This is a genomic window from Cupriavidus oxalaticus (assembly GCF_004768545.1).
In the GTDB taxonomy this organism is placed as follows: Bacteria; Pseudomonadota; Gammaproteobacteria; order Burkholderiales; family Burkholderiaceae; genus Cupriavidus; species Cupriavidus oxalaticus_A.
This window is the reverse complement of record NZ_CP038634.1, coordinates 750699-775881: the sequence shown is the minus strand read 5'-3', so window position 1 is coordinate 775881 and position 25183 is coordinate 750699. Positions and strand designations below refer to the sequence as shown.

Annotated in this window: 18 protein-coding genes; 7 read left to right on the top strand and 11 right to left on the bottom strand. The window is 67.7% G+C overall.

The genetic code is table 11. The annotated features are described in order from the left end of the window. Nucleotides 1–20: 20 nt before the first annotated feature. From E0W60_RS03340 to E0W60_RS03300, 9 genes are all read right to left on the bottom strand, one after another. On the bottom strand, nt 21–3821 hold the full coding sequence (locus E0W60_RS03340; protein ID WP_135703020.1) for a phage tail sheath C-terminal domain-containing protein: 3801 nt from the start codon (nt 3819–3821) through the stop codon (nt 21–23). A 54-nt stretch (nt 3822–3875) separates the two neighbouring features. Beyond that, nucleotides 3876–5057 (bottom strand): hypothetical protein, encoded by a 1182-nt coding sequence (locus E0W60_RS03335; protein ID WP_135703019.1) that lies wholly within the window; start codon nt 5055–5057, stop codon nt 3876–3878. Beyond that, a complete protein-coding gene (locus tag E0W60_RS03330) occupies nt 5054–5692 on the bottom strand; it encodes a DUF4255 domain-containing protein (protein ID WP_133095679.1) in 639 nt (212 codons plus the stop codon). The genes E0W60_RS03335 and E0W60_RS03330 overlap by 4 nt, the downstream gene beginning before the upstream one ends. Nucleotides 5693–5695: 3 nt before the next feature. Beyond that, complete coding sequence (locus tag E0W60_RS03325; protein ID WP_135703018.1) at nt 5696–5941, bottom strand: hypothetical protein; 246 nt, start codon at nt 5939–5941, stop codon at nt 5696–5698. A 288-nt stretch (nt 5942–6229) separates the two neighbouring features. Further along, nucleotides 6230–7081, bottom strand: coding sequence for an EamA family transporter (locus E0W60_RS03320; RefSeq protein WP_135703017.1), 852 nt, complete (start codon nt 7079–7081; stop codon nt 6230–6232). A 111-nt stretch (nt 7082–7192) separates the two neighbouring features. Beyond that, nucleotides 7193–8326, bottom strand: a complete 1134-nt coding sequence (locus E0W60_RS03315) for a 2-aminoethylphosphonate--pyruvate transaminase (RefSeq protein ID WP_135703016.1) — start codon at nt 8324–8326, stop codon at nt 7193–7195. A gap of 57 nt (nt 8327–8383) precedes the next feature. Beyond that, nucleotides 8384–10192 carry a putative 2-aminoethylphosphonate ABC transporter permease subunit gene (locus E0W60_RS03310; RefSeq protein WP_135703015.1) on the bottom strand — a complete coding sequence of 603 codons (1809 nt, stop codon included), beginning with the start codon at nt 10190–10192 and terminating at the stop codon, nt 8384–8386. After that, entirely contained in the window at nt 10183–11295 is a 1113-nt protein-coding gene (locus tag E0W60_RS03305) for a putative 2-aminoethylphosphonate ABC transporter ATP-binding protein (protein WP_135703014.1), read from the bottom strand. Before E0W60_RS03305 ends, E0W60_RS03310 begins: the two co-directional genes overlap by 10 nt. 72 nt (nt 11296–11367) lie before the next feature. After that, nucleotides 11368–12420 (bottom strand): putative 2-aminoethylphosphonate ABC transporter substrate-binding protein, encoded by a 1053-nt coding sequence (locus E0W60_RS03300; protein ID WP_431189865.1) that lies wholly within the window; start codon nt 12418–12420, stop codon nt 11368–11370. A 247-nt stretch (nt 12421–12667) separates the two neighbouring features. Here E0W60_RS03300 and E0W60_RS03295 point away from each other — a divergent pair, with 247 nt between their 5' ends. The 5 genes from E0W60_RS03295 to gdhA all read left to right on the top strand — a co-directional run bounded on the left by E0W60_RS03295 (nt 12668) and on the right by gdhA (nt 18769). Next, nucleotides 12668–13387: a phosphonate utilization associated transcriptional regulator gene (locus E0W60_RS03295; RefSeq protein WP_135703012.1), complete on the top strand. Its 720-nt coding sequence runs from the start codon at nt 12668–12670 to the stop codon at nt 13385–13387. 47 nt (nt 13388–13434) lie between these two features. Then, nucleotides 13435–14703, top strand: coding sequence for a phosphonoacetate hydrolase (gene phnA, locus E0W60_RS03290; RefSeq protein WP_135703011.1), 1269 nt, complete (start codon nt 13435–13437; stop codon nt 14701–14703). Between the two features lie 68 nt (nt 14704–14771). After that, nucleotides 14772–16235 (top strand): phosphonoacetaldehyde dehydrogenase, encoded by a 1464-nt coding sequence (gene phnY, locus E0W60_RS03285; protein WP_135703010.1) that lies wholly within the window; start codon nt 14772–14774, stop codon nt 16233–16235. 145 nt (nt 16236–16380) lie between these two features. Further along, on the top strand, nt 16381–17136 hold the full coding sequence (locus E0W60_RS03280; RefSeq protein ID WP_133094256.1) for a DeoR/GlpR family DNA-binding transcription regulator: 756 nt from the start codon (nt 16381–16383) through the stop codon (nt 17134–17136). A 289-nt stretch (nt 17137–17425) separates the two neighbouring features. Then, complete coding sequence (gdhA, locus tag E0W60_RS03275; RefSeq protein WP_135703009.1) at nt 17426–18769, top strand: NADP-specific glutamate dehydrogenase; 1344 nt, start codon at nt 17426–17428, stop codon at nt 18767–18769. A 105-nt stretch (nt 18770–18874) separates the two neighbouring features. On the opposite strand, the gene E0W60_RS03270 is transcribed toward gdhA, so the two are convergent. After that, the gene (locus E0W60_RS03270; protein WP_133094258.1) at nt 18875–19306 is read right to left on the bottom strand and encodes a phasin family protein; all 432 of its coding nucleotides are present in this window, start codon (nt 19304–19306) and stop codon (nt 18875–18877) included. Nucleotides 19307–19577: 271 nt separating this feature from the next. Here E0W60_RS03270 and E0W60_RS03265 point away from each other — a divergent pair, with 271 nt between their 5' ends. Next, nucleotides 19578–21119 carry a methyl-accepting chemotaxis protein gene (locus tag E0W60_RS03265; RefSeq protein WP_133094259.1) on the top strand — a complete coding sequence of 514 codons (1542 nt, stop codon included), beginning with the start codon at nt 19578–19580 and terminating at the stop codon, nt 21117–21119. Nucleotides 21120–21198: 79 nt separating this feature from the next. Here the strand turns inward: E0W60_RS03265 and E0W60_RS03260 are convergent, their stop codons facing one another. Further along, nucleotides 21199–22569: an esterase-like activity of phytase family protein gene (locus E0W60_RS03260; protein WP_135703008.1), complete on the bottom strand. Its 1371-nt coding sequence runs from the start codon at nt 22567–22569 to the stop codon at nt 21199–21201. A gap of 347 nt (nt 22570–22916) precedes the next feature. On the opposite strand from E0W60_RS03260, the gene E0W60_RS03255 reads away from it, so the two are divergent. Further along, nucleotides 22917–25154, top strand: a complete 2238-nt coding sequence (locus tag E0W60_RS03255; protein ID WP_135703007.1) for an NADP-dependent isocitrate dehydrogenase — start codon at nt 22917–22919, stop codon at nt 25152–25154. Nucleotides 25155–25183 lie beyond the last annotated feature (29 nt).

Sequence of the window (25183 nt, the reverse complement as noted above, 5' to 3'; positions counted from 1 at the left end):
GGCTTTCGCTCATTGTTCGCTTATTGCTCCGCGTCGGCCGTCCACAGGCCGATGCGGATGATCACGTACTCGGCCGGCTTGACCGGCGCCACCCCGATCACCACGATCAGGCGCCCGTTGTCGATGTCGTCGCGGGTCATGGTGGTGCGGTCGCACTTGACGAAGAAGCCTTGCTCGGGCGTGGTGCCTTCCAGCGCGCCGTTGCGCCACACCGTGGTCAGGAAGTTGGTGATGCTGCGCCGCACGCGCGCCCACAGCTCTTCGGCGTTGGGCTCGAACACCACCCACTGCATGCCGCGGTCGATCGAGTCTTCCAGGAAGATCAGCAGGCGGCGCACGTTCAGGTACTTGAACTCGCTCTCGGAGGTGATGCAGCGCGCGCCCCACACGCGCAGGCCGCGGTTGTTGGGCCGGAAGTCGCGCACCACGTTGATATTGGCCGGATACGGGTTGAGGATGTCCTGCTCGCCCTTGCTGAAGTAGCGCGTCAGCCCGCTGATGCCGCGCACGACTTCATTGGCCGGCGCCTTGTGCACCCCGCGCTCGTTGTCCACGCGGGCATAGATGCCGAGCATGTGTCCGGACGGGGGAATCGGCACCTGCCGCAGGTTGGCCAGGCTCTGCGGGAACGGGTCGGGAATGGTCAGCCACGGGTGGTAGACCGCGGCGTAGCGCGAGTCGTAGCGGCTGCGCAGGTCCTGCACGTCGGCCAGCGTGTCGTTGTCGGGCGGCGGGCCGTCGAGCACGGCGAAGCGGTAGCGCATCGCCTCGCACTGGTCGATCAGCGCCTGCTGCAGGGCCGCGGTGGTCTGGCCGGGAATCGCGACCAGCGAGATGTTCTGCGGGTTTTTCAGTGCCTGCAGGCCGGTGCGCAGGTCGGGCTCGTTGTTGTCGGTGCCGGCGTACATGGGATCACCCATCAGCGGCACGGCATCGCTGCCGCCGGACAGCGGCAGGCGCGCGGGGCGCACCAGGCCGGAAGGCAGCACGTCCAGCAAGGCCTCCGGCCCGAGCCGGATCGCGGTGCGGTTGGCGATCACCGGCTCCAGGTCCAGCACGCGAATATATTGCGACGCCCCTTCGGAGCGCCGGTCCCAGCGCCGCAGCGGGTTGCCGGCGTCGTCGGCGGGCGCTCCCGGCGTGAAGGTGGCGCCGATCACGCGCTCGAAATAGCGGCTGTGGCGCGGGTCCATCGACAGCTGGCGGAAGCTCTCCTGGTCCAGCAGGTTGTCGTTGCGCGTGGGTACGGCGGGGTCGGGGCGCTGGCGCAGTAGCACCGTCAGGCTCCACTCGCGCGAGCGCACACGGGCGTTGAGGCCGGCCATCAGCGCGTTGTTGACGGCGTTCATATGTGCTGCCTGCAGCCCGGGCGGGTCCAGCAGCACCAGCCGGCTGGCGCGGTCTACCGCGCGCGCCTTCAGCAGCGGGGCGCCGGCCACCGGCGCGCCGTCGGGTGCGAGCAGCTCCAGGATGGTGCCGGGCTCGATGCCGGTCAGCGTGGCCAGTTGCAGCGACGAGAACATGCCCGGCCCCGGCGGCGGGTTGGCGGCCAGCACATTGGCGTTGGCCGCGAGGCTGCTGGCCTCGTCCGCCGCGGCGACCATCAGCCGGTCGCCCCAGCCGCCGGCGTCCAGCGCCTGCACCGCGAACAGCCGGTTGCGCTCGGCCACCACCGCGCCCGCGGCGTGGCTGAAGTCGAGGCGGTCGTCCAGTTCGATCTCCAGCGGGCTGGCATTGGCCGCGGCGCCGTCGAGGCGGTGGAAGTAGGCAATGCCGTCCGCGGTGGTGAAGCGGACCACTTCCGGCAGCACCGCACCATAGGTGGTGCCGTCGCCAACCAGCAATTGATCGCTGCCGTCGGCGGGCGACAGCACCAGCGTGGCCGGCTGGCGCGTGGTGTCGACCACCACGTCCTGGCGCGCGACCTCGACGCCGCTGGCATGGCCCCCGCTCAGCGGGTGCGCCAGCTGGACCACGCCGGCGTCGGGCGAGACGCCGCGCTCGCCCAGCATGCGCGCGATGGTCACGTATTCCTCGTCCGGAGATGCACCGATGCGCAGCACGTCGCCGGCATCGAGGCCGAGGCGGTTGTCCAGCGCCAGCGTCGCGGCGCCGGCGCCGGCGGCCTGGGTGGTGTGGCGCAGCGCGAAGCTGGCGGTGGCGCCTGCGGCGGGCGCCGCGGGCAGCGGGGCCTGAAGCGCGACCGCGCCCACCGTGGTGTTGACGGCGCTGATGGTGCCGGTATCGGCGCCGATGGTGATCGACATGCCGGGCGCCAGGCCGTCGACATCGTCCAGCGGGATCACGTCGGGGCGCAGCAGGGACTGCGCCGTATTGGCATTGCCGCCGACCGTGACCGCGGTGCCGGCGGCAGGCGCTGCCGCCAGCGCGGTCGCCAGCACCACCGCGCGCAGGTCGGGCAGCACGGTCGCAACCAGCGCGGTATCGCCGGCATTGTCGAAGGTCATGCCGGTCTCGACGCCGTTGACGCTGTCGAGCGGCACCACGCGTTCGGTCGGATAGGCCACCACGCTGGCCGCTATCGCGCCCACCTGCACGGCATCGCCGGCGGCCAGCGCCGGGCCTGGCAGCGGCGCGGCCAGGCGCACCAGGCCGAGGGCCTGGTTGACCGCCGCCACCACCTGGTTGTTGGCGCCGAAGGTGAAGGTCATGCCGGCGCTCATGCCGGCCACGGTATCGAGCGGCACCACCACATTGGTCGGCAGGTCCACGACCGTGCGCGCGTCGTCGTCCAGCGTGACCAGCTGGCCGATGGTGCCGGCCGGGTAAGGCGCGTAGGCGGGCACGTCCAGCGGCAGCTGCGCCAGCGTGCCGACGCGCTGCACTTCTTCCTGCGCGCTGCCCACGCCGACCACCACCAGGTTGCCCGCGGTGCTGAAGCCGGGCCCGAACAGCAGCAGGCCGCCGGCGCTGGCCGCCACGTCCAGGTTGACGTTGGCGCCGGCCGGGATGTCGAGGCCGTCGACCTGCGCGCCGCGCGCATGCGGCAGCCGCAGCGGGGTTTCCAGCAGCACGCGGGCCTCGGTCGTACTTAGCCCGACCACCGCGGCGGCAAACACGTACTCGGCACCATCGACCTGCAGCAGCTGGTGCGTCAGCGGCAGCAGTGTGGTGATCAGTGCGGCGGTGCCGCTGAGCACCACTTCGGTGGCGCCGGCGCGGGTGTCGTCGCGCAGCGTGAAGGGGCTGAGCGTGGCGTTCACGGTGACGGCGATATCGCGCGTCGGCGCGCCGGCCGCGTGCGAGAAATACAGCGGCAGCGTCAGCGCGGTATGGGCCGGCGCCGCACCCAGCGCCTGCACCTGGCGGTAGTCGGCGCGGCTGCCGTCACCCACGCGCACCCAGTCGCCGACGCCGAAGTTGCCGGGATCGAGCACGTACAGGCGCGGCAGGTTGATGGCCGTGCCGGTGTCCTGCAGTGCCGGGCGCAGCAGTACGCTGCCGCCGATGGCCGCATTGGCCAGGTCGAGGTGGAACAGGTCGCGCCGCGCGCGCTCGGCCTGCTCCGGCAGCACGCGCGTGACCCAGGCGCGCTTGCCGCCGTTGAGGAAAAAGCCCTCGACCGCATGTGGCAGGTAGCTGTGCACGCGTGCGCCCGGCCCGGTGAACTCGTCCGCTGGCAGCATGCCGCCGAACAGCCGCTGGAACTCGCCGAAGCTGGTGACCAGCTGCGGCACGTTCAGCGGGCCGCGCTCGGTCACGCCGACCAGCCCGGTGGTGCTGGTGCTGACCCCCTCGATCGGCTTGTTGCTCGCCTGGGTTTCCTCGACGTAGACGCCGGGTGCGAGATATTCGGGCATATTGGTTCCCCTATGCGGTTGCGGGACGGAACAGGAGGGCGTAGTTCATTCGCGTCATTCGAAAGCCACCGGCAGGACCTGCTCGGCCAGCCCGTAGTCGGGCTCGATGGTCAGCAGCAGCGGTTGCGGCGGCGCGGGGTGCGTGGCGCGCAGCCGGAACAGGGCCAGCCGCGAGATGCGCGGCAGGCGGAAATAGCCGTCGGCGTCGGCGGCGGTGGCGTAGTGCTCGATGCGCTGGTATTCGGGCGGGTTGGCGCCGTCGTCGACCTGCACCAGCGACAACGCCGGCCACGGCGCGGCCGCCGCCAGGAAGGCGCACGGGTCGCCCGCCTGCGCCGCGCGCGACAGGTTGCGCGGGTCGTGCGTGGCGGGGATGCTGGCGGGCACTGCCTGCGCCTGGCGCCGGTGCAGGTGCCTGAGCGGGTAGTCGAGTTCAACCCAGGCCGGCTGGTCGGCGGACAGGCTGGTATCGACCGCATGGATGCCGATCACTTCCCGGCGTTCGGCATCGCCGGCGTCGATCACCAGCGGCATGCCGGGCGCCAGTGTGTCGCGGTTGTCCAGCCGCAGCCGGCGCGCGCCCGGCGCGGCGGGCTGGAGCAGGCGCTTGGCCTGCGGCAGGTCTTCGACCAGATCGCAGCGCGCCAGTGCGGCCACCGCATGGCTGCGGTAAAGCCCAGGCGACAGCGCTACCAGGTTGGCCGGTTCCATCACCGCGGCAGGCATCACGCCAGCGGGCGGATAGGTCGGCCATACGCCGTCGATCTCCACCGTCGCGCCGGGCAGGGGCAAGTTGGCCGCCGTGTCGCGCCGCACGACGCGGCCTTTGCAGGCGACCCCGGTCCGGTGCAGGAAGACATCGCCGTGGTCCAGCGCCGTGAAGTCGCCGGGGAAGGCGGGGAACGGGCCGAGCGTGCCGTCGAGGTCGAGTGGCAGGTAGCCGTGGGCTTCGATCCGCATTGGTATCGCGGCAGCGCCCGATGCCAGGGCCGGGAAGACGCTGGCCGGCCAGCCGGCGAGGCCCGCCAGGCCATCGCGCGTGATGCGCTGGGCCACGTGCAAGGCCAGGCGCCGGTCGGTCGTGCCGACCCGGCTGGCCTGCACCGGCCGCTGCGTGATCTCATCGATCAGCCGCGCCTGTACCAGTGCGCGCAATCTTGCGCCCGCCGGCTGCAGCGGGTCGGGGCAAAGGTGCCAGGTGGCGGCGCCGATGGTTTCCGGGCGGCAGTCCATCATGCCGGCTCCTGCACGCTGGCGATGCCGTGTTCGGACAGCACCGAGTCCACCGGCGTGACCCGCTCCGGATCGTGGCCCGAGGCGATCGGCACGATGCTCATCTCGAACGACACGCAAAGCTGGTAGGGCTTGTCGAGCGCGTCCCAGACGCGCGTGATCTCCTCCAGCGACAGCGGCTCCAGCCGCACGAAGAACTCCAGCCCGGAGCCGGCCAGCGTGCCGGCCAGGCGCGCGCCGCTCAGGCTGGCGTCGTCGTGGAAAAGCTGCAGGATCTTGCCCAGGATCAGGTGCTCGAGGTCGGTGGCGTCTTCGCGCTCATCCGCGACCTGGGGCGTGACCAGGAAATGCAGGCGCAGCGGCAGCGGGCGATGTTCGATGCGGTCGGCGGCGCTGCGCCGGGGCGGGCGGTTGAGCGTGAATTCCTCGCGCTGGACCAGGTAGAGCCACAGCGACAGGCCTTCGCGATCGCGCTCTTCCAGCTCTTGCGGCGTGTCCAGCGAGACGATCATGGTGCCGATCGCGTCCGGCATCGGGTCGGCCGGATCGAAGTACGGCGACAAGTCCGGGTCGTCGCGCAGCGCCTGCTCGATATGGCGGCGCAGGCTCTGGCAGGCATCGCGTATCGCTGTCTTCATCGCTCAGTTCCCGTTGCGCGGCGCGCTGTCGTTGCCGTTGCCGAAAGCGGCGGCGGCGCTGTAGAGGAAGTCTCCCGAGGGCAAGCGCCTCGCCTGCAGCATCCCGTCCCGCACAAGCGCCTCCAGCGCCCGCAGTACCACCGCAGGGTCGGCCTGCGCGCCGGCCGGCAGCCACCAGCGGGCAATGCCGTTGCAGGTATCGGCGGCCCGCGGATTGCGGCGCACATACCGGACCACCTGCAGCGCCACGGCGGCTGCACTGGGGTCAAGGCCTGAGACCGAGCTGTCGACCATATCGTGGCTGTCGCGGGTGGGGCGGGTTGGCCAACCCAATGTGCAACAAGCGGGCCAGGCCGGCCAGGCCTTGCAACCGGCGGCACGGCGGGGGAGGAGGGGGGGCGGGAGCGGGGGTGGGGCGCCGCGGACCCGGCGGACGCGGCGGCTTTCGTGGGAAAACAGCGGGTTGCGCCGAAGGCGGGGTGGGGTGCGAATGGCCCGGGCGCGGCGCGGGGCGCCCACCCCGCCCGCGTGTGGCGTCTAGCGTGCCAGCTGCAGCGTCAGGATGCCGGCCAGCACCAGCCCGGTCGCGATCAGCCGCCGGCGATCGAACGGTTCGCGCAGCAGGAAATGACCCAGTAGCGCGGCAAAGATCACGCTCGATTCACGCAGCGCCGCCAGCTTGGTCACCGGCGCCAGCGTCATCGCCCACAGCATCAGCGCGTACGAGCCCACGCGGTTGATGCCGCCGATCCAGGCGCGCTTCCATTCCGCGCGCAGCAGCGTCAGTAGTGCGCTGCCGCGCCGGTTCAGCGCGTAGGCGGGCATGAAGATGTGCGACATCGCCTGCAGCCAGACGATGTAGGTGAAGACTTCGCCGTAGCGCTTGACCGCCGTGCCGTCGATCACGGTCCCACCGGCCAGGCACGCGCCGGCCAGCAGCGCAAAGCCGAGCAGGTCCGGCGACTGCCGGCGCCAGCGCACCAGGCTGACCAGGCCGCAGCAAATCAGGGCGATGCCGGCATAGCCGCCGGGGCCGAGCCGCTCGGTGCCGGTCAGCAACAACAGGACCGCCACCATCATCGGCGCCGAGCCGCGCATCAGCGGATAGGCCTGGCTGAAGTCGCCACGGTTGTAGGCGGCCACCAGCGCCAGCTTGTAGACCACTTCCAGCGCCACCGTGGCCAGCAGGAAGGGCCAGGCCTGCGGCGCTGGCATGGGTACGAGGAACAGGAAGGGAATCGCCACCAGCAGGCAGAAGGTGTCGATCAGCGCCATCGACGACAGGCGGTCGCCGCCGATCTTGACGATGGCGTTCCAGGACGCGTGCATCAGCGCGGACAGCATCACGGCGGCAAAGGCGACGCCGTGGAAGTCGGTGGGGAGGGGCATCGGAAGTGTGTCTGGACCCGGGGTTTGCTCCCCTCTCCCGGCCCCTCTCCCGCGCGCGGGAGAGGGGCCGGGAGAGGGGAGCCTGCTGCTAGCGTTGGGAGGTAAAACCGATCATGCCGCCTGCGCCAGCGGTGCCTGCATGTCAATCCCCATTTCTCGCAGCACCTCGCCAACCGCCGTCACCACATTGCGCATTTCGTTGTCGTCGATCGCGCCAATGCAGCCAACCCGGAACGTCTCCACCTGCGTCAGCTTGCCCGGATACAGGATGTACCCGCGCTCGCGCACCTTGCCATAGAACGTCTTGAAGTCATAGCGCGCATCCGCCGGCGCATGGAAGGTGACGATGATCGGCGCCTGCACCGCCGCAGGCAGGAACGGCCGGAAGCCGAGCTCGCCCATGCCTCGGATCAACGCATCGCAATTCTTGCGATAGCGCGCCCCGCGCACTGGCTGCCCGCCTTCTTCCAGGAACTGGTCCAGCGCCGCGCGGAACGCCGCCACCACGTGCGTGGGCGGCGTGAAGCGCCACTGCGTGGTCTTCTGCATGTAGACGTACTGGTCGTACAGATCGAGCGCCAGCGAATGGCTGTTGCCCTGGCTGGCTTCCAGCACATCCTTGCGCACCAGCACGAACCCCATGCCCGGCACGCCCTCGATGCACTTGCCGGTGGCAGCCACCAGCGCATCGAACGGCATGGTGCGCGCGTCGATCTCGATCGCGCCGAACGAACTCATCGCATCGACGATCAGTCCCTTGCCAAGCCGCTGGCACAGCGCTGCAATCTCCGGCAGCGGGTTCAGCACGCCGGCGCCGGTCTCGCAATGCACCTGCGCCACGTGCGTGATCGACGGGTCGCGTGCGAGCGCCTGCTCGATCAGCGCGGCCGTGGCCGGCTGGTCTTCGGGGAGCGGCAGTTCCACGCCGGCGCGGCCCAGCACCTTGCAGATCTTCAGGATGCGCTGGCAGTACGCCCCGTTCTGCGGCACCAGTACCTTGCCGTCGCGGGGCACCACGTTGGCAATGGCGGCTTCCACGGAAAAGGTGCCGCTGCCCTGCATCGGCACGCACACATGGGTGCCTTCGCCGTGGACGATGCGCACGAGGTCATCGCACAGGCTGCGCGTGATGCTGTTGAAGCTGGCATCCCACGATCCCCAGTCGCGCAGCATGGCCTGCTTGGTCGCGAGCGAGGTGGTGAGTGGGCCGGGGGTCAGAAGGATCGGGTCGTTGCCGCGGATCATTGGGAACTCCTCGTTGTGAAGGAGATTGGGGAAGGAGAAATTGCGTATTGGAAGAGTTCAGTCGCTTGCCTGGCCCTGGCGCCATGCCTGGGTCTTGCGGTCGAGCACGCGTTGCAGCAGGTAATAGAGCAGGCAGGCCAGCGCGGAGGTCACCACCACCAGCGTGGCCATGGCCGCCGCCGGGCCGATGTCGCCGGACTCGTCCAGGTTGACGATCTCGACCGAGGCCAGCTTGGTGTCGGCGCCGTAGAGGAACACCACCGCCGACACCGTGGTCATGGCGTTGATGAACAGGTAGCGCGAGATCTCCAGGATGGCGGGCAGGCAGGCCGGCACAGTGACTTTGAAGAAGGTCTTGTAGAAGGGCACCTTCAGCGATGCGGACACGGCCTCGAACTCGCTGTCGAGCTGCTTGAGCGCGGTCACCGCGGTCAGGTGGCACGACGCGTAGTAGTGCACGATCGTCACCAGCACCAGGATGCCCAGCGTCTGGTACAGGCCATGCAGCGGGTTGGCCTGCGGCACGAAGAAGAAGATGTAGCCCAGCCCCAGCACCAGTCCCGGCACGCCCATCGGCAGCACCGCCATCAGCCGCACGAAGCCGCGCAGCCAGTCCAGCCCGCGCGTCTTCTCCAGCAGGTAGGCGGTGGCGAAGATAAACACCGGGCCGATCACCGCGGCCAGCGCGGCCATGCGCACGCTGTTCAGGTAGGAATCGACCACGCCGCCCTCGACCAGCCCGACGCGGTAGTGGTTCAGCGACAGCGAGAAGTTGTACGGCCACAGCTTGACGAAGGACGCATAGATCGCCATGCCCATCACCGCCACCATCAGCGCCGCCATCAGCCAGCAGAACGATGCCATGGCGAGGTCGAAGCGGCGGCTGCGGCGCGGAACGTAGGGCACCGAGCGGGCCGACATCAGCGCCATCTGGCGCTTCTGCACGCGCGCGTCGACGCAGTAGGTGACCGCCACCGGTACCAGCAGCATCAGCGACACCACCGCGCCCTGCGAGAAGTCCTGCATGCCGATCACCAGCTTGTAGATATCGGTGGCCAGCATATGGAAGTTGCCGCCGATCACCTTGGGGATGCCGAAGTCGGAGATCGCATAGGTGAACACCACCATCGCCGCGCTGACCAGGCCATAGCGCGCGCCCGGCACGGTGATGGTGAAGAACTTGCGCACGGTCGAGGTGCCCAGCGCGTCGGCCGCCTCGTACAGCCGCGCGTCGGTCAGCGACAGCGCCGTGACCAGGATCATCAGCGCATGCGGAAACGTGGCGAACACCAGCGAGGCGACGATCCCCAGCGGCCCGTAGATCTGCGTGCTGCCCATCCACGGCTTGAGCAACCCCTGGTTGCCGAACCAGAAGATAAAGGAAATGGCTGCCAGCAGCGACGGTGCCAGCAGCGGGATCAGCGCCAGGTTGCGCAGCAGCCCCTTGCAGGCAATGCGGCTGCGCGTCAGCGCGTAGGCAAAGGTAAAGGCCAGCGGCACGGTGATGCAGGTGGCCAGCGCCGAGACCCACAGGCTGTTCCACACCGAGCGCAGCAGCGCCGGCGATTCGAAGTAGGCGCGGAAATGTGCGATCCCCGCCAGCGAGCCGTCGCGGTTCTGCACGCTCTTGGCCAGGATCATCGCGATCGGAGCCAGCACGAAGCAGAGCAGGGCGACTGCGGCCAGTGCCAGCAGCAGGTGCGCGAGCCGGTCGCTCCAGTGCGCACGCACCGAGGTGGCAACGAACGCGGGTGGCGCCGGCAGGGAAGGCCTCGTGCCGGGACTGGAAATCCCGGCCGGCACGGCGCCCGGGGCGGTATCGGTAGCCGGCGCAGTGGCCGGCGCCGTCGAGAGGCTCAGGCGCATGCGTGGCGGAAGATACGAAGGCGGTCGGCGGGGATGGCCAGGCGCAGGCGGTCGCCGGTATTCGGGCGCAGTTCGTGCAGGTCATTCAGCGAGAGGTCGGCGCACAGCGTGCCCGACGCGGCATCGGGCAGTCGCAGCGTCAGGCGCGAGAACGCGCCCAGGAACTCGATCTTGTCTACGGTGGCCTCCAGCACATTGGGCCCGTGCTGCTCGACGCCGCGTACGCAGACGTCTTCCGGCCGGAAGAACACCTGCACCGCTTCCTCCGCGCCGCAGCCGGCCGGTGCGTGGCAGTGCATGCGCACGCCGCCAAGATGCAGCGCGCCGTCGCTGCCCACGCGCGCGCCCAGCATGTTGGTCTTGCCGACGAAGTCCGCCGCAAAGGGCGTGGCCGGTCGCTGGTAGACCTGCGCCGGCGTGCCGACCTGCTCGATCACGCCCTGGTTCATGACCACGATGCGGTCCGCCATCGACAGCGCCTCTTCCTGGTCGTGCGTGACCAGGATGGTGGTGATGTTCAGGCGCTGCTGCAGCGCGCGGATCTCGCTGCGCAGCCGCACGCGCACGCGTGCGTCGAGCGCGGACAGGGGTTCGTCCAGCAGCAGCAGGCCGGGCGAGGTGGCGAGCGCACGCGCGATCGCCACGCGCTGCTGCTGGCCGCCGGAGAGCTGCGCGGGGTACTGGCTGCCGCGGTCGGGCAGGCTCACCAGCGTCAGCAGTTCATCGACGCGCGCGCGGCGCTGGTCGCGCGGCATGCGCCGGTTGACCAGGCCGTAGGCGACGTTGTCCGCCACGGTCAGGTTGGGAAACAGCGCATACGACTGGAACACGATGCCGTAGTCGCGCTCCATCGGCGGCAGCGTGGAGATGTCGCGCCCGCCCTGGTGGATGGTGCCGGCGTTCTGCGATTCCAGTCCGGCGATGATGCGCAGCAGCGTGGTCTTGCCGCAGCCGGACGGGCCGAGGAAGCACAGCAGCTCGCCCTGGCGCACGTCCAGGTCGATGTGATGCAGCGCGACAAAAGGGCTGGCGCCGCTGCCGAAGCGCTTGTGGATGCCTTTCAGGCTGAGATAGGTCTCAGCCGTGGAGGTTGGGGAATGCATGGCGTGGGATCCTCGGCGATGTTGTCGTGGCAGTAGTCCGGCGCTCGCGCGCCGGGCCCAGGCGTTCCCGGATTACTGCTTTTCCGACTTGCCGGCGTACCGCTTCTGCCATTCGTTCAGCACGCGCTCGCGGTTCTTGGCGATGTAGCTGAAATCATTCTTGACCAGCATCTGCTCGTAGTTCGCAGGGATGGTCTCGACCTTCCGGGCCACACCCGGGTAGGTCACGATGGCCCAGTCCCTGGCGAACAGCTGCGCCGCTTCCTTGCTCGCCAGCCAGTCCAGGTAGCGCTGCGCGGCCTCCTGCTTCTTGGTCCCCTTGACGATGCCGGCGGCCTCGATGTCATAGCCCAGCCCTTCCTTCGGGAAGATCATCTCGATCGGCGCGCCCGAGGCCAGCGTCTTGTGCGCGCGCAGCTCGAACGAGATGCCGATCGGGAACTCGCCCGCGCCCGCCTGCTTGCACGGCTTGGAGCCGCTGTGCGTGTACTGGGCGATGTTCTCGTGCAGCGCGTCCATGTACTTCCATCCCTCCTGCTCGCCGAACAGCTGCAGCCATGCGGTCACGTCGAGGAAGCCGGTGCCGGACGACGCCGGGCTGGGCATCACGATGGCGCCCTTGTAGACCGGCTTGGCCAGGTCCTTCCAGCTTTCCGGGCGGGGCAGGTTGCGCTTCCTGGCTTCGATCGTGTTGAAGCAGACCGTCGCGCCCCACACATCGAGGCCCACCCACGACGGCGGCGTGGCCTGGTCGCTGTAATGGCGCGTCAGTTTTTCGAAGCCCTTGGGGGCGTAGGGCATCAGCATGCCTTCCTGCTTGAGCAGCTCCAGGCTGGATGCGGCCAGGCCGGCGATCACGTCCGCTTGCGGATTGGCCTTTTCAGCGAGTGCCTTGGCAGTGATGACGCCGGTGGAGTCGCGCACGTACTTCAGCTCGATGTCGGGCGCGACCTTGGCGAAGCCTTCGGCGTATGGCTTCAGCGTTTCGATTTCCCACGCGGTGTAGACGGTCAGGGTGGTTTTCTGCGCCAGCGCGGTGCTGGCGGCGCCCAGTGCGAGCAGGGCGGCGGCGGTGTGCAGGGCGGACTTGATGGACAGTTTCACGAGGCCTCCGTTTTCCGGCATTGTAGGTGGAGATATGTGTCATTTTGGTGAATATGTTGCAACGTGTGGCGCGGCGTTGCACAGCCATGTATCACCTTGAAACCCTTGTTCTACAACACTCGCAAGACATGTGCCCGGCTATTTCCAGCTTTTGCGTCACCCTGTTGGTGCCACCGATGTCTTGATTGTTGACAATATACAAACCGCTTGCTTTAATCGCAACAAGGATTTTCGATATTGCTGAATCCGTCACAAACGGGAGTTTTTCATGTCACGCCAAGTCCCGCTGGCGAGCGAAATCACCATCCTGCAGAGCCAGTCGCTGACCACGCTGGTCCAGCGCGAACTGGAGCTGCGGATCATGTCCGGCGAACTGCCGCCGGGAGCCAAGCTCAACGAGGTCGAAGTCGCGGGCCAGCTCAACGTTTCGCGCGGCCCGGTGCGTGAAGCGTTCCGCGCGCTGGAGCAGGCCGGCCTGCTGCGCACCGAAAAGAACCGCGGCGTGTTCGTGCGTGCCATCTCGGTGCGGGAAGCCGACGAGATCTATGAACTGCGCGCGGTGCTCGATGAATTCGTCGGCCGGCAACTGGCGGCCCGCATCACGGCGGAAGGCTTGCGCGAACTGCGCGCGCTGGTCGAGGCGCTGGGCGCCGCCAGCGCTGCCCGCGACCTGGACGAATACGCGCGCCTGAACTTTGCCTTCCACGACCGCATGGTCGAGCTGGCCGGCAACGGCAAGCTGCTCGACACCTACCGGCGCCTGGTCAAGGAGCTGACGCTGTTCCGGCGCGAGGCGCTGTCGGGCAGCAACGCGGCCATGCCCGATTCCACCCGCGAGCACCGCGCCATCGTCTCGGCCATCGCCGCGCGCGACGGCGAGCTGGCGGCGCGGCTGATGCGCGAGCACGTCGAGCGCGGACGCGCGCGCATGCATGCCGCTGTCGATCCCGATACCGCCGGTACCGCCGGCACCGGTGCGGCCGACTGACGACCACAACCATCGATTCCCAAACACTCGCACACCGGACCGCCACCATGCCCGATACCAACGTTCCCGCCCGCACCATTACCGTCAACCAGCGCTGCTACCGCTGGATGCAGCAGCCCGTCGTGGTGGTCTGCGTCGACGGCTGCGAGTTCGACTACCTTGAGGCCGCAGCCGCCAGCGGCAGCGCGCCTTACGTCAAGCAACTGCTCGCCAGCGGCTCGTCGTTCCGCGGCGCTTGCGTGGTGCCCACCTTCACCAACCCGAACAACCTTTCCATCGTCACCGGCGCGCCGCCCGCGGTGCACGGCATCTGCGGCAACTATTTCTTCGACCGCAGCGCCAATGACGGCCGCGGCGAGGAAGTGATGATGAACGACCCCAAGTACCTGCGCGCGGGCACCATCCTGGCCGCGTTTGCCGGCGCCGGCGCCAGCGTCGCGGTGGTGACCGCCAAGGACAAGCTGCGCCGCCTGCTCGGCCACGGCATGCGCGGCATCTGCTTTTCGTCCGAGAAGGCCGACCAGGCCACGGTGGCGGAGAACGGCATCGACGGCGTGCTGGAACTGGTCGGCATGCCGGTGCCCGATGTCTACAGCGCCGAGCTGTCCGAGTTTGTCTTTGCCGCCGGCGTGCGGCTGATGGAAACGCGCCGCCCCGACCTGATGTACCTGTCCACCACCGACTACATCCAGCACAAGTTCGCACCCGGCTCGGACGGCGCCAACGCCTTCTACGCGATGATGGACAAGTACCTCGCGCGCCTGGATGAACTCGGCTGCGTGGTGGCGCTGACGGCCGACCACGGCATGAACGCCAAGCACGACGATGCCACCAAGGCGCCCAACGTGATCTACCTGCAGGACCATCTGGATGCATGGCTTGGCCGCGGCGTTGACGAGGGCGGGGCGCGCGTGATCCTGCCGATCACGGATCCCTATGTGGTCCACCACGGCGCGCTCGGCTCGTACGCCACCGTCTACCTGCCCGAAGGCGCCGACCGCGACGCGCTCAAGGCCCGGCTGTCCGACCTGCCGGGCGTGGAAAGCGTGCTCGACAACACCGAAGCCTGCGCGCGCTTCGAGTTGCCGTCCGACCGCGTGGGCGACCTGGTGGTGACTAGCGACAAGCACGTGGTGCTGGGCACCAGCCGCAGCCGCCACGACCTGTCCGGGCTCGATGCGCCGCTGCGCTCGCACGGCGGCGTCTCGGAGCAGACCGTGCCGCTGGTGTTCAACCGTCCGACGGCCGGCATCCCGGGCAAGACCGTGATGCGCAATTTCGACATCTTCGACGTGGCGCTCAATCACCTGCACTGAGACCTGCACTGAGAGCTGCACCGCGGCCCGCAGCGGGCCGTTGCTCCCGTACTGACCGGAGAAATCCCATGAATGCCCCCCATTTCCCTGCAGGCACCGTCAGCCCGCACTTCCGCGCGGAGGCGCTGCGCATCGATGGCCAGAAGATCGTGCGCGAGCGCGTGATCGAGGTGCGCAACCCGTATGACGGCACGCTGGTGGGCACCGTGCCCAAGGCCACGCTCGACGACGTGCGCCGCGCCTTCGGCGTGGCGCAGGCGTACCGTTCCAAGCTGACCCGCTACGAGCGCGCCGCCATCCTGAACCGCGCCGCCGCGCTGCTGCGCGAGCGCACCGAGGAAGCGTCGGACCTGATCACGCTGGAGTCCGGCCTGTCCAAGAAGGACTCGCTGTACGAGATCGGCCGCGTGGCCGACGTGCTCGGCTTCGCCGCCACCGAGGCGCTGCGCGACGACGGCCAGCTGTTCTCCTGCGACCTGACCCCGCACGGCAAGAAGCGCCGCGTGCTGACCCAGCGCGAGCCGCTGCTCGGCGTGATCTGCGCCATCACGCCGTTCAACCACCCGATGAACCAGGTGGCGCACAAGGTGGCGCCGTCGATTGCGACCAACAACCGCATGGTGCTGAAGCCGTCGGAAAAGGTGCCGCTGTCGGCGTACTACCTTGCCGACCTGCTGTACGAGGCCGGGCTGCCGCCGCAGATGCTGCAGGTGGTCACCGGCGACCCGCGCGAGATCGCCGATGAGCTGATCACCCATCCGGCCGTCGACCTCGTCACCTTCACCGGCGGCGTGGCCATCGGCAAGTACATCGCCAGCAAGGCCGGCTACAAGCGCGTGGTGCTGGAGCTGGGCGGCAACGATCCGCTGATCGTGCTGGCCGACGCCGACCTCGAGCGCGCCTCCGACCTCGCGGTGCAGGGCTCGTACAAGAACTCGGGCCAGCGCTGCACCGCGGTCAAGCGCATGCTGGTGCACCAGGCGGTCGCGGCGCGCTTCACCGAAATGGTGGTGGAGAAGACCCGCGCGTGGACGTATGGCAACCCGATGGACCGTGGCGTCGACATGGGCACGGTGATCGACGAAGAGGCCGCCATGCTGTTCGAGGCGCGCGTCAACGAGGCGGTGGCGCAGGGCGCGCGGTTGCTGGCCGGCAACCAGCGCATCGGCGCCAGCTACGCGCCGACGGTGATCGACCGCGTCGACCCGGCGATGACGGTGGTGCGCGAGGAGACCTTCGGGCCGGTATCGCCCATCATCACCTTCCGCGATATCAATGATGCGATCCGGATTTCCAACGGCACGGCGTTCGGCCTGTCGTCGGGGGTCTGCACCAACGATATCGAGGCGTTCACGAAGATCGCCAACTCGCTGCATGTCGGCACGGTGAACCTGTGGGAAGTGCCGGGCTACCGCATCGAGCTAACGCCTTTCGGCGGCATCAAGGATTCGGGGCTGGGCTACAAGGAAGGCGTGCAGGAAGCGGCCAAGAGCTTTACCAATTTAAAGACGGTGACGTTGCCGTGGGCGTGAAGTATCAAGCGCGTTGATTCGACCGCGGACCTGCTCGCTCTCACGCAAGCGGGAGAGCGAGCAGGTCCGCGGTAGTTGGCTGCCACCATGCCAATCACACCCGCGCTAGAATCACCGCTCAGCTAAACACGCTCCCGGAGTCCCCGTGCTCGCCGAACAACGGCAGAAATACATCCTCGACCAGCTCTCCGCCACCGGCGCCCTGGCCATCAGCGAGCTGGTGGCCGAGCTCGACGTCTCGCGCGAGACCATCCGGCGCGACCTGAACACGCTCGCCGGCCGCGGCCTGCTGGTGCTGACCCACGGCGGCGCGCTGGCCTCGGACCGCACCGAGCCCGACACCCAGGCCCGCGCCGCGGTCAATGCCGAAGGCAAGCGCGCCATCGGCGTGCGCGCCGCGGAACTGGTGCGCGACGGTGCATCGCTGATCCTGGACTATGGCACCACCACCCATGCGGTGGCGCAGGCGCTGCACGGCCACCACAACCTGCTGGTCTACACCAACGACCTTGCCATCGCCCAGCTGCTGGGCCGGCGCAACGGCAACCGCGTGATCGTGCTTGGTGGCGAGCTGCAGGACAATGAAGACGCGACCCACGGCTGGGACACCATCGAGCAGCTGTCGCGCTACCACACCGACTTTGCCTTTATCGGCATCGGCGGCGTCACGCCCCGCGGCGAGATCTGCGACTTCTCGCGCGCCGCGGCCGAACTGCGCAGCCGCATGCTGATGGCTGCCGACACCCCATGCGTGGTAGCCGACTACACCAAGTTCGGCCGCAACACCGGCGTGACGATCAAGCACTTCGACCTGGCTGCCTGGCTGATCACGGACATGGCGCCCGAGCCGGAAATCGGGGCGGCGCTGAAGGAGCGCGGCGCCAAGCTGCTAATTGCCTAGCCGCGCGGCAAGTCGTTTTTCGATCGCATCTGTGCGCTGATCGAACGAAAAGCCCCGCTGTTCGCACCAAAATGTAGCCTTCACGTGGCAGTCACAGGTGTTTTGACTGCCACATGCCCCATGCTGGTGCTACAGTTTCGGGTTGCCAGACAGGCACGGCATGCCGTCAATGTCTGGACAATTGGAGGCCACCCACCTTCCCCCCGGCGCAACGCCAAACGGCTCCAGAGACCGGCACCAGCCGGCAGGGCCGTCAGACCAGACACAGCACCAGCACAGCAGAGACATCGTGAACGTTCCTTCCCTCGACGCATTCCTGGCGGGGGTCGCCCGCCGCGACCCCAATCAACCTGAATTCCTCCAGGCCGTGAAGGAAGTGATGATGACGCTCTGGCCGTTCGTCGAGCGCAATCCGCGCTACGCCGACCAGGCCCTGCTCGAGCGCCTGGTCGAGCCCGAGCGCGTGATCCAGTTCCGCGTGGCCTGGACCGATGACCGCAACCAGGTGCAGGTCAACCGCGCCTTCCGCGTCCAGCACAGCTCGGCGATCGGCCCGTACAAGGGCGGCATGCGCTTCCACCCGACCGTGAACCTGTCGGTGCTGAAGTTCCTGGGCTTCGAGCAGACCTTCAAGAACGCGCTCACCACGCTGCCCATGGGCGGCGGCAAGGGCGGCTCGGACTTCGATCCCAAGGGCAAGTCCGACGGCGAAGTGATGCGCTTCTGCCAGGCGCTGGTGACCGAGCTGTACCGCCACCTCGGCCCCGACACCGATATCCCGGCCGGCGACATCGGCGTGGGCGCGCGTGAAGTCGGCTTCATGGCCGGCATGATGAAGAAGCTGTCGAACCAGTCCGCCTGCGTCTTTACCGGCAAGGGCCTGGCCTACGGCGGCAGCCTGATGCGCCCGGAAGCGACCGGCTACGGCACCGTCTACTTCGCCCAGGAGATGCTGCACCGCCGCGGCCGCGAGTTCGACGGCCTGCGCGTGCTGATCTCCGGCTCGGGCAACGTGGCGCAATACGCTGCCGAGAAGGCGATCGAGCTGGGCGCCAAGGTGCTGACCCTGTCAGACTCCGGCGGTGTGCTGCACTACCCGCAAGGCATGACCACGGCGCAGCTGGCCGAAGTCATGGCCTTCAAGAACGAAGAGCGCGGCCGCCTGCTCGACTTTGCCGACCGCCACGGCATGCGCTTCGAAGCCGGCCGCACCCCGTGGCACGTGCCCGCCGACGTCGCGCTGCCGTGCGCAACGCAGAACGAGCTCGACGGCAACGATGCCGAAACCCTGCTCGGCAACGGCGTGATCTGCGTGGCCGAAGGCGCCAACATGCCGTCGACGCTGGAAGCGGTGGACCGCTTCGTCGACGCGAAGATCCTCTACGCGCCGGGCAAGGCCAGCAACGCCGGCGGCGTGGCGACCTCCGGCCTGGAGATGTCGCAGAACGCGATGCGCCTGTCGTGGCACCACGCCGAGGTCGACGAGAAGCTGCACGCGATCATGAAGGACATCCACCAGAACTGCATCCACCACGGGCAGAAGGCGGGTGGGTATATCAACTACGTGGAAGGGGCGAACATTGCCGGCTTCGTCAAGGTGGCGGATGCCATGCTGGCGCAAGGGGTGATCTGACGATCTGACCCGGACGCGGCCGGTGCAATGCCGGCCGTCGGCACGACGGAGGCCCACCGGAGCCAGGCTCTGGGATAGTGGGCCGTCCGATACCAGGGCCGGCCGCTAGCCCTTTTTCCCGGGCTGCTGGAACAGTGCGCCGGCCTCCTTGACGTTCTGCTCGGCGCGCTTGCCGATCACGGTCAGCGCCTCGGCCTGCGCCTTCTGCGCGGTCTCGGCCAGCTCGCGCATGTTTTCGAACGCCCGCTGCAGCGCCTGCTGCACCAGCTCGCCATGCTTGGCCATGGCCTCGGCCGGATTGCCCGTGGTGCCGTACTGCTGCGCCGCGGCCTGCAGTTGCTGCATGGTCTGCATGAAGATTTCCTGCTGCTTTTGCATCACGGCCTGCATGCCCTCGTAGGCCAGCTTGTTGGCCTCGGTCAGGGCCTCGATATCCTTGCGGCGCGCCTCGATCACGGCGTTCATGTCGAGGCCCGGCACGCGGAACTGTTCCATCAGCTTGGTGAAATCGGCAAAAGGATTGGGAGGCGTGGCCATGCTGGATCTCCTGGTGGGGGAAGTGTGAGCAGGGGTGGAGCGGGCCGCGGGACGGCCCTGCGCCGGATTTCACTCCACTATAGCCGGAATCCGCACACTTCTAGCCGTCAATCGAGGAAGACCCTAAAGTTTCGGTCCCCCATGCCGTTGCCATCCATAGCCCGCGCCTGCGCCGGCCCGTCGGGCCCGCCCGCGGACGACAAGAGCGGAGAACGCAGCGCCCACCGGGCGCCGGCACTTCGCCGTAACCAGTCCTAATCAGGTAGAAGACATGAAGAATCTAGGAATCGGGGTCCGCCTCGGCATCGGTTTTGGGGTGGTATTGCTGCTGTCGGCGCTCATGACGGTATTCGGCATGATGCGCCTGCAGCAGGTGGCAGAGCGCACCCACGCGATGATGCAGCAGCCGCTGACCAAGGAGCGGCTGGTCAGCGACTGGTACCGGCTCATGCACACCAGCGTGCGCCGCACCACCGCGGTGGCGCGCAGCGCCGACCCTTCGCTGGGCCAGTTCTTTGCCGCCGAGACCAAGGCGTCGATCGAAGGCATCGCGCAGCTGCGCGACAAGCTGCAGCCGATGCTCAGCTCCGAGCAGGAAAAGGCAGCGTTCCAGAAGATCCTGAGCGTGCGCGACCCGTATAACAACGGCCGCGACAAGATCACCAAACTCAAGCAGGAAGGCCTGACCGAAGAGGCCAACCAGGTGCTGGAGAAGGAATTCGTCCCCGCCGGCGACGCCTACCTGGCCGAGATCCAGAAGCTGCTCGACATCCAGCGCACCAGCATCGACGCCACCGCGCGCGAGATCAACGATATCTACGTCAACGCGCGCAACAGCCTGATCGGGCTGGGCGTGGTGGTGCTGGCGATCGGCATCGCATTCTCGGTGTGGCTGACCAGCGGCATCACGCGCCCGCTGCACCGCGCCGTGGCGGTGGCCCGCACCGTGGCTTCCGGCGACCTCACCAGCCGCATCGACGTCGACAGCCGCGACGAGACCGGCCAGTTGCTGCAGGCATTGGCCGACATGAACGCCAATATCCTGCGCATCGTGCGCCAGGTGCGCGCGGGCACCGAGTCGATCGTGTCGGGCACCAGCCAGATCGCGGCCGGCAACACCGACCTGTCGCAGCGCACCGAGGAGCAGGCTTCGTCGCTGCAGCAGACCGCGGCCAGCATGGAAGAACTGACCAGCATTGTGCGCCAGAACGCGGACAATGCGCGCCAGGCGAGCACGCTGGCGGTCAATGCCTCGGATATCGCCGAGAAGGGCGGCGCAGTCGCGGGCAAGGTGGCCGAGACCATGGAAGAGATCAACGGCGCGTCGAAGAAGGTGGTCGACATCATCGCCGTGATCGAAGGCATTGCCTTCCAGACCAATATCCTGGCGCTGAACGCGGCGGTGGAAGCGGCGCGTGCCGGGGAGCAGGGCCGCGGCTTTGCCGTGGTGGCGGGCGAAGTGCGCAGCCTGGCGCAGCGCAGCGCGACCGCGGCCAAGGAGATCAAGGCGCTGATCGGGGATTCGGTGGATCGCGTCGAGAAGGGCTCCATGCTGGTGACGCAGTCGGGCCAGACCATGGAAGAGATCGTCGCGGCGGTCAAGCGCGTGACCGACATCATGGGCGAGATCAGCGCGGCGTCGGCCGAGCAGAGTTCGGGGATCGAGCAGGTGAACCAGGCCGTGACGCAGATGGACACGGTGACGCAGCAGAACGCGGCGCTGGTGGAAGAGGCGGCTGCGGCGGCGGGTTCGCTGGAGGAGCAGGCGCAGCGGTTGAAGGAGGCGGTGGCGACGTTCAGGCTGGTGGCCTGACGGTGATCCGCTGGTTTTCCCCCCTCTCCCCCTGGGAGGGGGGCGGGGGAGAGGGGAGCACTCCCCCCCGGCGCTGGCCTTACCGCGCCTTCAAAAACTCCCCCACCTCCAGCAACACCAGCTCATTGTCATCCGCGCGATTCGGTTCGCGGCTGCTGCTGAAGGGCAGGTTGTTGTCGTTGCCGACCACGATATGCGTGGCATCGACCAACTCGACGTTCTCGATGGTAAAGAACGGGAACGCCAGCACGCCATCGGTCAGCGGCTTGCGCGCCAGCTTGCGCGGATCGGCAATGCGCAGCATGTCGATGTAGCCGACCTTGCGCACCGGTCCGCCGGCATTGGCGTCGGTCAGCTCGACCTTGTAGACCCGCTTGAACTTCGCCACATCGTCGAAGCAATCCGGCCGCTTCTGCCCCGCCGGGCAGGCCTTGTCCGGCGTGCCCTCGCCGTTGTCGCGCTCGATGATCAGGCCGTGGCTGGCGTCGATCATGTTGAAGTCACCGATGGCGTGGCTGGCGCCTTCCAGCACGTACTTCCAGTGGCGGCCGGTCCAGGCCTGCTGCTTCACGTCGAATTCCAGCACGCGCAGGTACGGCTTGCCGCCCTCGCTCTCATAGGCCCTGGCGTCCTCGTTCCACAGGGCGCCTTCCAGCAGCGCATACAGCTTGCTGCCGTCGGGCGACGATGCCATGCCCTCGAAGCCCTTCGAGCGCTTTACCTGGAACTTGATGCCGGCGTCCGGCGCGCCGGGCGTGGTCACCGCCGGATGGTCGGGCGAGCGCACCAGCTTGCCGTCGGCCATGGTTTCGAACACCGCCAGCACCTTGCCGCTCATGTCGGCCTTGATCAGGAACGGACCGAACTCGTCGCCGATCCAGATGGCGCCGCCCGCGAACTGGAAGCTCTCGGTGTCGAAGTCCGAGCCGGTCAGGTAGCGCTGCTTCGTGCCCTCGTGGACGATGCGGAATGGTACCTTCTTGTCCGGATCGTGCAGGAAGATCGTCTTCAGCCGCCGGAACTGGCCGGTGCCGAAATCCACCTTGTACTGGTTCAGGTACAGCATGAAGTCAGGCGAGTTGGCCTTGGCGCCCGCGCCGTTGTCGGTCAGCAGCCAGAAGCTGCCGTCGGCCATGCGCTTGATGCCGGAGTGCCCCTGGGCCGGCTGGCCGCGGAACGGCAGCGAGACGCCGGTCGGCCGGCCGCTGGACTTGCCTTCGATCGAGCCCGGCGCCTCGGTGCGCTGCGCGGTGGTGAACTTGCCGCTGACCTGCAAATCCGCCGGGGCGTCCTTGGGCGCCGCCAGCAGGGTTTGCGCGGGCAGCACCGCATGGCCGGCGAGCGTGGCGGGGAAGGCTTCGGGCGCATCGGCCCACGCCGGCAGGGCGCCCAGCAGCGCTGCGGCCACGGCGAGCCGGGCCAGCGGCAGGACAGGCAAAGGTCGGGACATGATCGGTTCCTTGGCGTTGAGAGGACAAAAGACGACATTGTCGGCGCCAAGTTTGACAACTCTGTGATCCGTCGGGCGCACCTGGGGCATCGGTGGCCTGACCCCAGCTTGTCCCGAAATGTCAATTCGGGCGCCGGGCTGGCACCGTTCGGGTGCAACGGGCGAAACCAGGCGCCACCGGACCGGCGCCGGCCTGATTTTCTGCCCGATTGCCGCGCAAAATGCGCTGGTTTTCAGACTACTGAAAGCAAACTGAGGCAAAATTCCATCTTTCGCCTAGTTTGTCGCCCTGGCCGTGACCCGGCAGGCAGAAGTCCCACCCACCGATAGAGGATCTGAGAGAAGCAATGAGTACCCAGCAACCCACCATCATCTACACGCTGACCGACGAAGCTCCGCTGCTGGCGACCAGTGCGTTCCTCCCGATTATCCAGACCTTCACCAAGCCGGCCGGCATCAACGTCACCACCAGCGACATCTCGGTGGCCGCCCGTATCCTGGGCGAGTTCCCCGAATTCCTGACCGAAGCACAGCGCGTGCCGGACAACCTGGCCGAGCTGGGCAAGCTGACGCAGCAGCCGGACACCAACATCATCAAGCTGCCCAACATCAGCGCCTCGGTGCACCAGCTGGTCAGCGCCATCCGCGAGCTGCAGGGCAAGGGCTACAAGGTGCCGGACTATCCGGAAGACCCGAAGACCGACGAAGAGAAGGCCATCCAGAAGCGCTATTCCAAGTGCCTGGGCTCGGCCGTGAACCCGGTCCTGCGCGAAGGCAACTCCGACCGCCGCGCCCCGGCCGCGGTCAAGAACTACGCGCGCAAGCACCCGCACAGCATGGGCGAGTGGAGCATGGCCTCGCGCACGCACGTGGCCCACATGAAGCACGGCGACTTCTACCATGGCGAAAAGTCGCTGACGCTGGACAAGGCCCGCGACGTCAAGATGGAGCTGATCACCAAGAGCGGCAAGACCATCGTGCTCAAGCCCAAGGTCTCGCTGCAGGACGGCGAGATCATCGACAGCATGTTCATGAGCAAGAAGGCCCTGTGCGCCTTCTATGAAGAGCAGTTCGAAGACGCCCGCGCCACCGGCGTGATGCTGTCGCTGCACGTCAAGGCGACCATGATGAAGGTGTCGCACCCGATCGTGTTCGGCCACGCCGTCAAGATCTTCTACAAGGAAGCCTTCGCCAAGCATGGCGCGCTGTTCGACGAACTGGGCGTGAACGTCAACAACGGCCTGGTCAACCTGTACGAGAAGATCGAGTCGCTGCCCAGCTCCAAGCGCGAAGAGATCATCCGCGACCTGCACGCCTGCCACGAGCATCGCCCGGAACTGGCGATGGTGGATTCGGCCAAGGGCATCTCGAACCTGCACGCGCCGAACGACGTGATCGTCGATGCCTCGATGCCGGCCATGATCCGCATCGGCGGCAAGATGTGGGGTGCCGACGGCCGTCCGAAGGACACCAAGGCCGTGATCCCGGAAAGCACCTTTGCCCGGATCTATCAGGAGATCATCAACTTCTGCAAGACCAACGGCAACTTCGACCCGACCACCATGGGCACGGTGCCGAACGTCGGCCTGATGGCGCAGAAGGCCGAGGAATACGGCTCGCACGACAAGACCTTCGAGATCACCGAAGACGGCGTTGCCAATATCGTCGACCTGGCCACCAATGAAGTGCTGCTGACGCAGAACGTCGAGCAGGGCGACATCTGGCGCATGTGCCAGGTCAAGGACGCGCCGATCCGCGACTGGGTCAAGCTGGCCGTCACGCGCGCGCGCAACTCGGGCATGCCGGCCGTGTTCTGGCTGGACCCGTACCGTCCGCACGAGGCCGAGCTGATCAAGAAGGTCGAGGCCTACCTGAAGGACTACGACACCAACGGCCTGGACATCCAGATCATGTCGCAGGTGCGCGCCATGCGCTACACGCTGGAGCGCGTGATCCGCGGCCTGGACACCATCTCGGTGACCGGCAACATCCTGCGCGACTACCTGACCGACCTGTTCCCGATCATGGAACTGGGCACCAGCGCCAAGATGCTGTCGATCGTTCCGCTGATGGCCGGCGGCGGCATGTATGAAACCGGCGCCGGCGGCTCGGCTCCGAAGCACGTCAAGCAGCTGGTGGAAGAGAACCACCTGCGCTGGGATTCGCTGGGCGAGTTCCTGGCGCTGGCGGTGTCGCTGGAAGACGTCGGCATCAAGACCGGCAATTCCCGCGCCAAGATCCTGGCCAAGACGCTGGATGCCGCCACCGGCAAGCTGCTCGACAACAACAAGAGCCCGTCGCCCAAGACTGGCCAGCTGGACAACCGCGGCAGCCAGTTCTACCTGGCGATGTACTGGGCCCAGGAACTGGCCGCCCAGTCGGACGACGCGGAACTGGCCGCCAAGTTCGCGCCGCTGGCCAAGACGCTGACCGACAACGAGCAGAACATCGTGGCCGAGCTGGCCGCGGTGCAAGGCAAGCCGGTCGACATCGGTGGCTACTACCAGCCGGACGCAGCCAAGCTCAGCGCAGCGATGCGCCCGAGCCAGACGCTGAACGCCGCGCTGGCGTCGGTCACGGCCTGATGGATGCCGGCCCGCATGACGGGCCGGAG